This window comes from Frankia sp. CcI49 (assembly GCF_001983215.1).
GTDB classification, from domain to species: domain Bacteria; phylum Actinomycetota; class Actinomycetes; order Frankiales; family Frankiaceae; genus Parafrankia; species Parafrankia irregularis.
This window is the reverse complement of the sequence record NZ_MOWP01000026.1, coordinates 114,654-128,238: the sequence shown is the minus strand read 5'-3', so window position 1 is coordinate 128,238 and position 13,585 is coordinate 114,654. Positions and strand designations below refer to the sequence as shown.

General features: G+C 68.3%; 9 protein-coding genes. 7 read left to right on the top strand and 2 right to left on the bottom strand.

Annotated features, from left to right (window positions below; genetic code table 11):
* Positions 1 to 14 precede the first annotated feature (14 nt).
* Positions 15 to 5,798 (bottom strand): type I polyketide synthase, encoded by a 5,784-nt coding sequence (locus tag CcI49_RS22555; RefSeq protein ID WP_241840193.1) that lies wholly within the window; start codon positions 5,796 to 5,798, stop codon positions 15 to 17.
* A 640-nt stretch (positions 5,799 to 6,438) separates the two neighbouring features.
* Here CcI49_RS22555 and CcI49_RS44205 point away from each other — a divergent pair.
* The 7 genes from CcI49_RS44205 to CcI49_RS22525 all read left to right on the top strand — a co-directional run bounded on the left by CcI49_RS44205 (position 6,439) and on the right by CcI49_RS22525 (position 12,217).
* Complete coding sequence (locus CcI49_RS44205; protein ID WP_277872749.1) at positions 6,439 to 6,573, top strand: hypothetical protein; 135 nt, start codon at positions 6,439 to 6,441, stop codon at positions 6,571 to 6,573.
* Positions 6,574 to 6,735: 162 nt separating this feature from the next.
* Complete coding sequence (locus tag CcI49_RS22550; protein ID WP_076829128.1) at positions 6,736 to 7,629, top strand: SDR family oxidoreductase; 894 nt, start codon at positions 6,736 to 6,738, stop codon at positions 7,627 to 7,629.
* The gene (locus CcI49_RS22545) at positions 7,626 to 8,390 is read left to right on the top strand and encodes a carboxymuconolactone decarboxylase family protein (protein ID WP_076829127.1); all 765 of its coding nucleotides are present in this window, start codon (positions 7,626 to 7,628) and stop codon (positions 8,388 to 8,390) included. Before CcI49_RS22550 ends, CcI49_RS22545 begins: the two co-directional genes overlap by 4 nt.
* Complete coding sequence (locus CcI49_RS22540) at positions 8,387 to 9,103, top strand: TetR/AcrR family transcriptional regulator (protein WP_076829126.1); 717 nt, start codon at positions 8,387 to 8,389, stop codon at positions 9,101 to 9,103. The genes CcI49_RS22545 and CcI49_RS22540 overlap by 4 nt, the downstream gene beginning before the upstream one ends.
* A 396-nt stretch (positions 9,104 to 9,499) precedes the next feature.
* Entirely contained in the window at positions 9,500 to 10,429 is a 930-nt protein-coding gene (locus tag CcI49_RS22535) for a ParA family protein (RefSeq protein WP_076829125.1), read from the top strand.
* Entirely contained in the window at positions 10,422 to 10,925 is a 504-nt protein-coding gene (locus CcI49_RS22530) for a hypothetical protein (protein ID WP_076829124.1), read from the top strand. Before CcI49_RS22535 ends, CcI49_RS22530 begins: the two co-directional genes overlap by 8 nt.
* Positions 10,922 to 12,217: a PIN-like domain-containing protein gene (locus CcI49_RS22525; protein WP_241840192.1), complete on the top strand. Its 1,296-nt coding sequence runs from the start codon at positions 10,922 to 10,924 to the stop codon at positions 12,215 to 12,217. The genes CcI49_RS22530 and CcI49_RS22525 overlap by 4 nt, the downstream gene beginning before the upstream one ends.
* Here CcI49_RS22525 and CcI49_RS22520 read toward each other — a convergent pair.
* Positions 12,214 to 13,410: a cytochrome P450 gene (locus tag CcI49_RS22520; RefSeq protein WP_076829123.1), complete on the bottom strand. Its 1,197-nt coding sequence runs from the start codon at positions 13,408 to 13,410 to the stop codon at positions 12,214 to 12,216. The two genes, CcI49_RS22525 and CcI49_RS22520, sit on opposite strands and share 4 nt — an antisense overlap.
* Positions 13,411 to 13,585: the final 175 nt, after the last annotated feature.

Here is a 13,585-nt window from a genome sequence, read left to right as displayed (position 1 = left end):
GTCGGCTCCCTGAATCAGGGGGATGACAGGCCGTCAAGCCGGTAATGGATGGCCTGGGCAGTGGAAACGGCGAACTCGTTCATCATCGTCTGGTGGTTTCCCGCAACCTCGACGACCTCGTGCTCAAGGTCCCACGCCGCCGTGGCGGGGATATCTGGGTCAGATTTCTCGTCGGGCTGTTGGGGCATGCGCTCCTCCGCCCGGAACAGGATGATCGGTGCCTGCACCTTTTCTGGCTCCCAGCCGTCGAACAGATCGAGATAGGCGCCCTGTGCGGTAACCTGGGTCTCGGTCATCAGCGCGAACGCCTGGTCGTTCACAGCGATTCCTCGCAGCTCCTCGTCGATGTCCGACTGCGGTATCCGGTCCCCGGGGAACCAGGTGTCCAGCAGGACCACGGCGTGGGGGTGAACGCCCCCTGCTTCGAGGCGTGCGGTCACGGCATGGGCCAGCCAGCCGCCCGAGGAGTATCCGGCGAGCGCCACAGGAACATCAGGAAGGCTTTCGGCCACAGATTCGGCGAGAATTCTGACGGCCAGGTCGGCGGTTGCTGGAAGCAGGTCTCCGTCGCCGAATCCGGGGAGGGACAGCCCGTACACGCTGCGGCGGCCGTGCAGGTGAAGTGACAGTCGGGCGAAGTTGTGAGGTCCCGACGGGGCGACCATCGACGGCACGCACACCAGCGCGATCTCGGCAGGCCCGACGGCAAGCCGCACAGGGGCGGCCCGGCCGCGGAAGCCCGCGGGGTCGCTGAAGACCTTCCGGAGCCGGCCGGCGGCTCGGAGCAGCTCGATACCCTCGACGAACTTCCCGGCCGCGCAGGCCTGGCGGTAAAGATCACGAACTCCGCCCGGACCGCCGGAGGTGGTGCCGACCGTCGGCGCCGGGCCCTCAACGGTCGGCATGGCCGCCACTGCGGCCAGCTCACCGAGGTACCTGGCGAGCTCGGTCACGGTCGGATGCTCGAAGACGACCGGAGCGGCCAACGTGAGCCCGGTGGCGCTCGCCAGACGCTGGGCGAGCTGGACCGAGGCGAGTGAGTCAAAACCGAGGTGGAGGAAGCGGCGATCGGGCTCGACCTCGTCGATCGAGCCGTGGCCCAGGACCGCGGCGGCCTCACCGCGCACCAGGTCGAACAGGGCATGGGAACGCCTGGACTCTGGCAGGGCCAGGATGGCGGCCGGTGAGTGGGCCGACGTGGAAACCCCCGAATCATCCGCCGGCTGATCCCCAGCCCCGGACGGCAGAAGATCGAAGAAGTGGCCGGGCCTGGCGGCGTTGTACAAGGGAAGGAAGCGCTCCCAGTCGACGTCAGCGATGGTGAGGCAGGTCTCGCCCGCGGCCACTGCCCGGCTGAGAGCGCTCAGTGCCGCGTCGACCGGTAGCGCGGCCACCCCGCGGCGATCCAGGTAGGCCCGCATCGCGGGTTCCGCACCCATCCCGGAAGAGGCCCAGGGGCCGAAGGCGATGGACGTCGCGGGCAGGCCGTGGGCTCGGCACCATGAGGCCATCGCGTCAAGATAGGCGTTGCCGGCGCTGTAGGCCGTCTGACCGCCGCTTCCCCAGGTGGCCGAGATCGAGGAGAACAGGACGATGGCCTCCGGCACGGTTCCGCCGGCCGGGTGCAGCAGTGCCCGCAGCCCGGCTGCGCCGGCGATCTTCCCCGCCACGACGTCGCCGAACTCGCTCAACCCGAGCTCGTGCAGGGGCACGTTGCGCCCGCTGACGCCGGCTGCGTGCACGACGGCGGTGACTGGAGCGCCGCGCTGCGCGCATTGGTCCACAAGCGCGGCGACCTGCTCCGGGACGGCGACGTCACAGGCGTGCGCACTCGCCTCAGCCCCAAGCGCGCGCAGTTCGGCGATCAGGTCCTGTGCGCCCGGGGCCTCCGCGCCGCGGCGGCTGGCCAGGACGAGTCGGTTTGTGCCCTGACGCGCGAGGTGACGTGCGGTGTGAGCACCCAGGGCGCCGGTGCCACCCGTGATCAGGACCGTGCCTTTGGGCTCCCATTCCACGGTGACACTGTCGGTGGCCTCCGCCCGGATCAGGCGGGGTACCAGTGCACCGGATGCGCGTAGGGCGAACTGGTTCTCGCCGTCGAACGCGGTGAGGCAGGCGGCGAGCCAACCCAGCGTGTGATCGTCAAGATCGGGGGGAAGATCAATGAGACCGCCCCAACCGCGGGGCTTCTCCAGGGCCAGGGCCCGGCCCAGCCCCCACACCATGGCCTGCTCCGGAGCCGTCACCGGGTCGCCGGGGGCGGTCTCGACCGCGCCCCGCGTCACGCACCACAGGGGAATGTCGAGCCCGAGGTCGCTCATCGCCTGGGCGAGCGTGACGGTGAGGGCAAGGCCGGTTGTGAGCGCGGAATGGGCGGGATGGCCTGTGCTGTCGAGCGCGAGCAGGGACAGGACACCGCCGAGCGGGTGCCGTCCAGGTTGCGCCGTATCGCCTATCAGTGCCGCGATCCGGTCCCGGTCAGTGTCCTCACCAGTCAGCCGCAGCGGAACCGCCGTGCCGCCGAGACGTTCGACCATCCAGGAGATCCTGGACAGCAGTTCGTCACTGAGCCCGGCGTCGGGGATCGGTAGCAGCCAGGCACCGCGCAGCGGCGGTGTCAGTTCGGCCTGCCTCAGGATCGCGGCGGTGACCTCCCCATCGGCGACGGGCTGCCACCTGGTGCGATAGCGCCACTCGTCCGGCTTCGCGACACGACTGGCCGCCTCAGGCGCCCGGGGCCTGGGGATGGTGGCGATCGGGTCCAGCCAGTACCGCTTGCGCTCAAAGGGATAGGTGGGCAGGTCCGACAGCGGGCCGCCGCGGCCCGCGTACACGGCCCGCCAGTCGACGGAGGTGCCGCGGACATCCAGCTCGGCGAGAGCCGCGAGCACAGCGTCGGGTTCGCGGCGTCCGGCACGTGCCACCGCCGCCATCACCGGCTCGGCTCCGGATGCGCCTTCGGTACCCATCCCACCCGGCGTCTCGGTTCCGTCGGGAGGGCCACCGGCCGGGAGGCAGTCTGGGAGCAGCGCCGTGAGCACGGCGTTCGGACCCAGCTCGAGGAAGGTGGCAGCGCCCTCGCGGCTCAGGCGGCGAACCCCTTCAAGGAACCGAACAGGCTCGCGGACGTGTCGTACCCAGTAGTCCGGGTCGGTCAACTCGGCGCCGTCGCCGAGAGCGCCGGTCAGGTTGGAGACAATGGGCACAGCCGGCGGCGTGAACGTCATGCTCGCTGCGATCCCGCGGAACTCCGCGAGCATGTCGTCCATGTGCGGCGAGTGAAATGCGTGGCTGACGGTGAGGCGTCGGACCTGGCGCCCGCGGGCGCTCCAGACCGCGGCAACCTGCTCGACCGCGTCCTCGTCCCCGGCGATGACCGTCGCCGCGGGGCCGTTGACCGCCGCGATCGTCACGCGGTCCGTGAGCCCGGCCAGGGACAGCGCGACCTCCTTCTCGGTGCCGCGAATCGATGTCATCGCTCCGCCGGTGCGGCACTGCTGCATCAGGCGACCGCGGGACGCGACGAGTTCGCACGCGTCGTCAGGTGACCACACACCAGCGACATAGGCGGCGGTGAGTTCGCCGATCGAGTGCCCGATGAGGAGGTCGGGAGTCAGTCCCCACGACTCCACAAGCCGAAACATGGCTGCTTCGTAGGCGAACAGCGCGCACTGTGTATAGGAGGTCATGTCCAGCAGCGCCGCGTCGGCGGAATCGGCGGGAGCGAACATGACATCCCGCAGCGGTCGGTCGAGGTACGGCTCGAAACGTGTGCAGAGCTCGTCCAGCGCACGCGCGAACGTGGGAAACGCCGAATGCAGCTCCTTGCCCATCCCTGGGCGCTGGCTGCCCTGACCGGTGAAGAGAAAGGCCATCCGCCCCGCCGCGACGGACCGCCGGACCCTGCCGCGGACGAGCGCGGATGCCGGCCGGCCGTCGGCGAGGGCGAGCAATGCCTGGGTCAGGTTCCGCCGGCCGGCGGAACCTGGGGCCGCCACCACGACAGCACGGCTTTCGAAACGGGTGCGGGTTGCCAACGAGAATCCCAGGTCCGGCACCGTTGTCTCGGGACGCTGATCCAGGTAGGCGGCAATGCTGCGGGCATGGGCCGCCAGCGCTTCGTCGGTGCGTGCGGACAGGATGATCGGTGCCGGGATCGCCTCCTCGGGTTCTCCGGCTGTCGCCCCCTGGCCTGCGCCGGGTACCGCTTCGGGCGCGGTTGCCGGAAGTGGGCCGGTTCCAGCGTGGTCGTCCGGCGCTTCCTCGAGCACTGCGTGTGCGTTGGTGCCGCTCACGCCGAACGCGGAGACCGCGGCGCGTCGCGGCTGCCCGTGCCGGCGCTCCCACGGACGGCTCTCCATGAGGAGGGAGATACCGGAAGTCGACCAGTCCACGTGCGGGGAGGGTTCGGTCACATGCAGTGTTCTCGGCATTGTGCCGTGCTGCATGGCCTGCACCATCTTGATGACCCCGGCGATGCCTGCGGCGGCCTGGGAATGACCGATGTTCGACTTGAGGGAGCCGAGATAGAGCGGCTCACCCGCGGGCCGGTCGCGGCCATAGGCGGCGACGAGCGCCTGGGCTTCGATGGGGTCACCCAGAGCTGTTCCCGTGCCATGGGCCTCCACCACGTCCACGTCCGCCCCGCGCAGCCGGGCGGCGGTCAGGGCCTGGTGAATCAGACGTTGCTGGGCGGGCCCGTTGGGTGCCGTAAGCCCGTTGCTCGCGCCGTCCTGGTTGATGGCGCTGCCCCGAACCAGCGCGTACACCCGACGCCCGGCCCTGCGCGCGTCGGAAAGTCGCTCCAGGAGCAGAACACCTGCGCCGTCTGCCCAGCCGGTCCCGTCGGCGTCGGCGGAGAACGCCTTGCATCTCCCGTCGCGCGAGAGTCCTCGCTTGCGGCTGAACTCCATCAGCATGCCCGGGGTCGACATGACGGTGACCCCGCCGGCGATGGCAAGATCGCATTCGCCCAGGCGGAGCGCCTGACTGGCCAGATGGACGGCGACCAGCGAGGCGGAGCACTGGGTATCCACGCTCAGCGCGGGACCCTCCAGGCCGTACACATACGAGATGCGGCCGGCAACCACGCCGAGCGCGTTGCCGGTCAGAAGATGGCCCTGGGCGCCTTCGGGAGCCTCATGCCAGGCAGGCCCGTAGTCCTGCAGCGACACCCCGGCATAGACACCGGTTCGGCTGCCCCGCAGAGAACGGGGATCTATGCCGGCACGTTCCAGGACCTCCCACGAGATCTCCAGCATCAGCCGTTGCTGTGGGTCGACGGCCTCTGCCTCGCGTGGGCCGATGCCGAAGAACGCCGCGTCGAACTTGTCGATGTCGGCGAGGAATCCCCCGTAGCGGGTGTAGAAGGTACCGGTGCGGTCGGGATCCGGGTCGTAGGAGTTCTCGAGATCCCAGCCGCGATTCGTCGGTAGGCCGGCGACGGCGTCGCGGCCCTCGGCCACCAGCTCCCAGAGGGCTTCCGGCGAGTCGGCTCCGCCGGGCAGGCGGCAGGCCATCCCCACGATGGCGACGGGATCGTCGTCGGTGCGGTGTCCGGACGCCGGCGGAGCCTGGGGCTGGTCGTCGACGCCCAGCAGCTCGCGCCGGAGGTGTTCCGCGAGATCCGCCGGTGTGGGCCGATCGAAGAACAGCGTGGCTGGCAGGGGCAGTCCGAGGGCCGTGGACAGGCTTCGGCGGAGGCGGTCGGCGAGATCCCGGTAAATCCCCAGGCGACGCCAGGGGGTGAGCAGGTCAAACCCGAGACCTGGTCCTGAGCGAGGTAATACGGTTGCCATCTCACGGTCTATGAGAATCAGCATCCTGTCGAGCTGGACATCAGCCTCCAGTGTCTGGAGAGTCTCACGCCACGCCTGTCTGGTCTTATGTGGAGATTCGCCCTGGAAATTTTTTTCGCTGCGCATGGAAAATACGTCCCTGGGTCGATGGTATTCATGTTCGCCGTGTTGCTCGCTTGGCTGAGGCGGCTGCCCGTCACGGGAAACCTGTGCTGGTCGCCTGAACGTCCGGTCAGCCCGCACCATGACTGGTGGAATCGAATCGTCAGACCTTTCGCTCGGCCGGACGTTCGGCGGAATTCGGTGTACCGGATAAGCGGCTGTCCTCGGCGTGTCTCCTTCGGTATGCGCGGAAAGCAGCACACGGCCTGAACCTAGGGCTGGGCGGCAACGCCAGATACCCTACAAAGAGGGTATTGGCGTCTGCTGCTGTCGATCCTTTGTGAGGTGCTATGCCCGCGCCGCGCCATCGTCGTCGGCATTCGCGCAGAAAATCAGCGATGCGGATAGTTCACGTGAAACGCGACTGCCCGGAGCGGGCGGTCGCTGCGACCCGTGCTCTCCCCGGAGTGGGGAGTGATGGCCTCACTGTCGTCCGTGGTCATGGGGGCGTTCGAGCGGGCGTACGGCCGGCGGCTCCGTGCTGCACATTGCTGTCACACCGGTATGGATGCGTGCAGGCGACGCCGGTGCCTTCCGCGCCGCCGGTGAGGGCGGCGATCTCGCCGGCGAGGTCGAGCAGTCCGGCGGTTGCCTGGCCGCCAGGGCGACTTGAGCCAGTAAGTCGTATAGCTTACTAATGAAGCTGATCAGCTCAAATGAGGAGGGTCCTGCGCATGGACATCGACTGCACGGCTCATGCCGTGCACCAGTACCTCGATGCCGAGGAACGGACGTTGGGCGTCGACGTCACGTCCGGGCTGGCGGTGACGATCGCATGACGCGCCCCCTGGAACTGGCCGGGGCTGTCGTGATCGTCACCGGTGGGGGCAGCGGCATCGGACGGGCCAGCGCGCTCGCGTTCGCGCGCCGCGGCGCCCGGGTGGTCGTGAGCGATCTCGATGCGGCCCGGGCCCAGGCCGTCGCCGCGGAGATCGCCACCGACGGCGGCGAGGCGATCGGCCTGCGGGTCGACGCCACAAGCGAGGCCGACCTCACGGCGATGCGCGCCGCCTGCGTCGAGCGGTTCGGCCGGGTCGACGTTGTGATGAACAACGTCGGCGTGCTGGCCCTCGGCGCCCCGGAGTCGCTGCCCGACGAGGCCTGGCAGCGTATCCTCGACGTGAACCTGATGAGCGTGGCGCGCAGCAACCGGGTCTTCCTCCCGCTGCTGCTCGCCCAGGGCTCGGGGCACGTGGTGAACACGTCGTCCGCCTCGGGGCTGCTCGCCTACGGCTTCGACCGGCTGCCCTACGTCGCGAGCAAGCACGCGATCGTCGGGCTGTCCGAAGCGCTCGCGCTTTACCTGGGCCCCCGCGGTGTCGGGGTCACCTGCGTCTGCCCCTCGGGCGTGATCACGAACATCGTGGAGCAGATCGCCGTCTACGGCGAGGTGGCCGCGTCGCCGCGCGCGCCCGAGCATCCCCTCGTCTCGGCGGAGACCGTGGGCGAGCTGGTGGCCGAAGCCGTGGTGCAGGGACGGTTCCTCGTCCTCACCGTGCCCGAGATCTCCGACGAGCTGGTCGCGCGGGCCGCTGACCTGGATGCCTACCTGCAGGCCCGCATCACGCAGCAGTCATCGGACGCCGCGGACGGCACCGTGCAGGCCGTTCCGCCCGCCGCCGTTCCGCCCGCCGCCCGCCCGTCCGCCGCACGAGAGGAACGATCATGACTGTGGGCATGCCCGCCGACGAGCTCTACCGCGCGGTGATGACCGTCGAGCCGCCGGCGGTGGAGACACCTTTCGAAGCCACGTCCCGGCGGTTCCTGTTCGGGGAGATCTGGAACCGCCCGGGCCTGGGTATCCGAGACCGGCGCCTGGTGTCGCTGGCCTGCGTCGCCGCGGCCGATGCGGCGGCGCCGATCGCCGGCCACGTCTACGCGGCGTTACGCAGCGGCGATCTTACCATCGAGCAGCTGAACGAGGTGACACTGCACTTCGCCGTCTACTGCGGCTGGCCGAAGGCCTCGTTCCTGGAACAGACCGTCCGCGCGCAGTGGCATCGGTTGCACGAGGAGCGTGGGCAGGAGGCGCCGGCCTGGCCGGCCCTGACCGCCGAGGACCTCGGTCCCGCGGACGGTGCGGAACGGATCCGCGGCGGGCAGGAGGAGTTCCGGGCCGTCAACGTGATCCCGGCGCCGCCGTCGGACTCGCCGTACTTCCACGCCGGCATCCTCAACTTCGTCTTCGGTCATGTGTGGCGCCGGCCAGGTCTGAGCCGCCGTGACCGGCGCCTTGTCACGATCCCCTGCGTGGGGGCGTCGGACGCGGTCGGGCCGATCTTCGCGCACGTCGGTTCGGCACTAGAGTCGGGCGACGTGAGCTACGAGGAGATGCAGGAGATCATCCTGCACTTCAGCGCGTACTACGGCTTCGCCAAGGGCGAGGTGCTGCACGACGCTGCCCGGCACTGGCGAGCGGGCCGGCCATGAGCGAGCCGCAGGGCACCCCGCCGAGTTCTTTGCCCGGCGCCTTCCCGGGTGCGATGGCGCTGCGGCTCCTGCAGACCGCGGAGCGGCTGTTCGCCGAGCACGGCATCGACGGGGTGTCCCTGCGGCAGATCGCCGCGCAGGCCGGGTCGGCCAACAACTCGGCCGTGCACTACCACTTCGGCTCGAAGCGGCAGCTGATCGAAGCAATCTTCGCCCACCGGCTGCCCCAGCTGGTTCAGCGGCGCACGCTTCTGCTCGCCCGCATCGACCGGGACGACCTGCGGGCACGTTTCGAGGCGCAGCTGCTGCCGGTCCTCGAACTGGCCGAGTCACCCGACAACTTCTACGTGTCCTTCGTCGAGCAGCTACAGCGCAGCGAGGAGTCGGGCGCGCTCGCCCACCCGGTGGAGATCCGGCGGTCGCAGCAGGAATTCCTCGACGACATGCGCCGGCTGCTGGCCCACCTCGATGAGCCGGTGCGCACGATGCGCATCCGCGAGGTGCAGGAGCTCAGCGTGCATGCCGCCGCGCGGCGCGAGCGGGCGATCGCGGCAGGCGAGCACGTCAGTCCGTTCGGCCTGTTCGTCAGCACCCTGATCGACGGCTTCACCGGGCACCTCGCGGCCCCGGTGTCCCCGGAGACCCGCCGATTTCTCCTCCTCGGAATCGACCAGGACCAGGCTCTCCCCGCCGTGCACCTGTCGGTGCTCTGAGGCGGGCGCTCCCCGCACCCGGCCAGCGGCGGCCGTTCCTGCCACGACAGTCATTGGGCGACGTCCCATCGGCCCGGGACTGGCTGACCGGCTTTCATCAGGCCGGATCTCATTCCGAGGTTCCTGGGAACGTCCTGCGCACCCGAATCCGTGCAGCTGTGGCCGCCGACGCAACCGGGGCTGACGCACGACGCGTGCACCGCAGAGCTTGACGATGGACGTAACGACAGCGAGGCCGCCGGTGCTTTGAGAGCCCCTGTGGATCGGCGCCATCTTCCCGCTGGCTACACTCGTGCGACTGCTCTCACCATTTCACGCTCGCACTCGCCGTCGAGTGGCGCCTCAGACGCGTACGTGGAAGTGGCTGAGGCGCGCGGCGACAGCCGAGGGGGAACGGTGCAGGTCGTCTCGGTAGTGAACTACAAGGGTGGCGTCGGGAAGACAACGCTCACCGCCAATATCGGTGCCGAGCTCGCACGGCGTGGCAATCGGGTGCTACTTGTCGATCTTGACCCGCAGGCCAGTCTGACGCTGTCCTTCTACAAGCCCGAGCATTGGCGCCAATACCTTCAGCCGCATCGGACGGTCAAGCACTGGTTCCAGTCCTGGCAGCCACGCGGAGAACTCCGTAATCCGCTCGAGCTTGTTGACAGCCCGCAACGAGCCAACTTCTACATCGGTTCGAGCGGACGCCTCGATGTCATGGCCTCCGACCTGACGCTCAGCGAGGTCGAAGAGGAGCTGGTGGTCGCCGCGAGCAAGGAGAACGGGGCTCGCGACCGCCGGAACTACCTGCGGGTCTTCGGGCGCCTTCGTGACGCCTTCAGAGGGATACCCCCGGACACCTACGAACTTGTTCTCGTCGACTGTCCGCCCAGTTTCGGGATGCTTACTCGATCAGCCATACTCGCCAGTCAGTTCATTCTGGTGCCAGCAAGGCCGGACGAATTGTCCACGGTTGCGATCGAGCATTTTGTCGATCGATTCAACCATTTCCGGGGAGCCTACAACGGCGTGGCTGGCAGGGCTCGTTCGTCGGTCCCTGACGACCGCGTGGCGGCGCAGGTCCTCGGTATCATCTTCACGATGGTCCGCTATCAGGCGAACGGGCCCGTGCTTGCCGAGCAGAATTTCATTGATCTGCCGCGCGCCGGCATCCCGAGATTTCACAACCTGGTTCGGGAGAGTCACCGATTCTACGCGGAGTCGGCCAGTGAGGGACTTCCGCTCGTGCTCTCCCACCGGGCGCCCGAGAAGAACGTGGCCGAGATGCGTGAGCTGGTCACCGAGATCGTCTCGAGAATAAAGGGTGGCAGTTATGCCTGACACGCCCGCCGAAGTGGCGAGCCTGCTGCTGCATCAGGTTTCCACGCTGTTGGAGCGGCTCGACCCGGCGCAGATCCGCGATCTGGTGGCTGGCCGCTGCAGACTCGCGGTCGTGACCACCGCCGCCGTTGCGGACAACGGTGCCGGGCCGCGCCCGCTGGAATCTCCCGACCTGGAGCTGCGGACCAGCACGGATAACGGGCAGGCGAACCGGGCCGGGCCACGCGTCCCGGCGGCCGGTGGTGTCGCCAGGGCCGGCCGCGAGATCGACGCGGAAGCTATTCGGGTGACAATCATGACGATGGCCAGCCGTGAGGAAGCGGCGAACTACGTCGGAACTCTCGGGACGGTGGTGGTGCTGCGCGACCTGGCGGGTGAACTGGGTGTCCGCCTGGCGTCAAAGGACCGCCGGACCGACGTCATCCGCAAGATTGTCGACGGCACACTGGGGGCCGTGCTGACAGCGCGCGCCATACGGGGAGATGTGGCGGGATGACAGCGACCACGATGTCGGGCGACAAACTCGACCAGCGGCCGAGCTACGGGCTCTTCGACGGCTTCGAAGCCTTTCGGACGCCATCCGACGAAAACTTCAGGTCTGTATTCTCTGCCGGACTCGTGGTGCCGGACACAAACGTTCTCCTCAATCTCTACCGGTACAGCTCAGAAGCCCGTGACAGTCTTCTCAGCGTGTTACGGAACCTCGGAAGCAGCCTGTGGGTGCCGCACCAGGTGGTAAGCGAGTTCTGGAGCGTACGTGACAGCGTTCTACGTGACCCGAGGGGCACCCTTGCACTCGCTGCGGAGCTGGACAAGGTGCAGACCCGCGCCGAGAAAATGATCACTGACTGGGCGCGGGATAGATCGCTTTCCCCCGCTACGGCGGAGGATCTTCGATCCGGTATCGAAGCTGCCTTCGACGCTGCGATCGAACGTATCGGGGAATTCGATGACGGCGACGGAGTGAGGTACCTGGAGGACTCCACGAATGACCCGGTGGTGTCCGCCCTCGACGATATTATCGCGGGGAAGGTGGGTGCGAAGCCGTCCCAGGCGGTGTTGGAGCAGAGGATGGCAACCGGCCATCAACGTGTTGAGAAGGAAATACCACCCGGCTACAAGGACAAAGGGAAGCTCGGGGATTTTCTGCTCTGGTGTGAGCTCCTCGACGAGGCGAAGCGGCGCGACTGTGATGCGCTTTTCGTCACCAGCGACGTCAAGGAGGACTGGTGGCGGCGGGTCGGGGAAGCCCCTCGTGGCCCGCGGCCCGAGCTGGTCCGGGAGATGCGTCAGCAGACGGGGCGGGCTCTGTTCATGGTGCAGCCGGACGGTCTTCTGGAACGCGCGCGGAGCCTCCTCAACATCGACGTATCGGAATCCTCCCTGGAGAACGTCGAACGAGTCCAACAGTTCGAGGTTGCGAAGCAGGCCGGCGACGAGTGGGCGGCGGAGGCGGTCGCGGCCGTTCTCGATCGGCTTTCCGAGGAGGCTCCGGTCCAGGCGCAGGTTCTGCGACGTGCCGCTGAACTGGGTGGTTTCATCAGCCGGGACGACGTCTACAGGATTGGCAACTACGACTCGACTCGCAGTCTCCGCGGATTCACGCGTCCCGTGCGCCGCATCGTCCAGGCCTTCCAGGACAGGGGCCTGATCCCCAGCGAGGTCGATGACCTGCTTCAGGCGGTCTACGACGATGAGACCGTGGGTCTGGCCACCGGCTTCACCGTGCCGAGGTCAGCGATGCCCCTTGTCCTGGAGTGGGCAGATCCAGAGGACGCTCCGGCCTAGCTGCTGACGGCGAGGGGCAGGGATTCCCAGCCGCGCATGGTCGAGGTGGAGGACAACGCGGTGTTGTCCCAGTCGACGTCCCATACCGGGAAGCGGTTGAGGAGCTCGTCGAGGGCGATACGGCCCTCGAGTCTCGCCAGGGCGGCGCCCAGGCAGTAGTGGGTCCCGAGCCCGAAGGTGATGTGCTGGTCGATCCGGCGGCGGATGTCGTAGCGTTCGCCGTCGTTCCACCGCCGCTCGTCGCGGTTGGCGGAGGCGACGAGCAGCATCATCGCGCTGCCCGCCGGGACGGTCTGGCCGTGCAGCTCGACGTCCCGTGTGACGTAGCGGGCGATGGCGTGCCCGGTGGGCTCGAAGCGCAGCGTCTCCTCGATGGTGTTCGGGATCAGGTCCCGGTTGGCGACGAGGTCGGCGCGGTGGTCGGGGTGGCGGTCGAGCAGGGCGGCGAGCCAGCCGATCAGGCGGGCGGTGGTCTCGTTCCCGGCCCCGGCCAGGACGGTGACGTAGGTCAGGATCTCCTCGCGGGTGAGGGTGCGGGTGACGCCCTTCTCGTCGACGAACTCGGCGCGCAGGAGCTCGGTCATCAGGTCGTCGGAGGGATGCTCGGCCCGCCAGTCGATGTAGTCGGCGAAGATGTCGGTGTCCATGAGCGCGCCGGCCGACACCTTCATCTGCTGGCCGGGCTCGGTGCGCAGCTTGGCGTCGGCGCGCTCGCGGACGGCCAGCTGGTCGGCTTCGGGGATGCCGAGGAGCATGCCGATGACCCGCATGGGCACCTCGTTGGCATACTCGGTCATCAGGTCGAACCGGTCGGCGCCATCGAGCCGGTCGAGGCAGCGGACGCAGTACTCCCGGATCTCGGGCTCCAGCGAGAGCACCCGCCGCGGCGTGAACACCCGCGCGAGCAGCCGCCGGTAGATGTCGTGGATGGGCGGGTCCTCCATGAGTAACGTGCCCGGCGGGATCTCGATGTCGGCCTTGATGACCTCGAGGATCGGCCCTTTGGCGGAGGAGTAGGTGGCCCAGTCGACCAGCCCGCCGTTGACGTCGTCCCAGCGGCTGAGGACCCAGAAGTCGTGGCGGTCGTTGTACCAGAGCGGGGCCTCGGCCCGCAGCCGCCGGTAGACCGGGTACGGGTCGCGCGCGATCTCACGGTCGAACGGATCCCAGTACACCGGGCTCGAGTCGCTCACTCGGACACCTCCTGACATGGCCGCATTTCGCGGTCGAAGTTTGAACAGTGATTCAAACTATCGGTGAGGACTGCTGTCAACATCGAGTGGCGGCCGGCCGGCCCTGAGTGGCGGCGGGCCAACTACGAGCGGCAGCAGGCTCGCCGCCCCGAGTGGCGCCTCGGCGCTTAATAGT

Coding starts and splice junctions, on each gene's coding strand:
- CcI49_RS22545 (WP_076829127.1), top strand. CDS start 7,626: ATGACTGTGGGCATGCCCGCCGACGAGCTCTACCGCGCGGTGATGACC.
- CcI49_RS22555 (WP_241840193.1), bottom strand. CDS start 5,798: ATGGCAACCGTATTACCTCGCTCAGGACCAGGTCTCGGGTTTGACCTG.
- CcI49_RS22540 (WP_076829126.1), top strand. CDS start 8,387: ATGAGCGAGCCGCAGGGCACCCCGCCGAGTTCTTTGCCCGGCGCCTTC.
- CcI49_RS22525 (WP_241840192.1), top strand. CDS start 10,922: ATGACAGCGACCACGATGTCGGGCGACAAACTCGACCAGCGGCCGAGC.
- CcI49_RS22530 (WP_076829124.1), top strand. CDS start 10,422: ATGCCTGACACGCCCGCCGAAGTGGCGAGCCTGCTGCTGCATCAGGTT.
- CcI49_RS22550 (WP_076829128.1), top strand. CDS start 6,736: ATGACGCGCCCCCTGGAACTGGCCGGGGCTGTCGTGATCGTCACCGGT.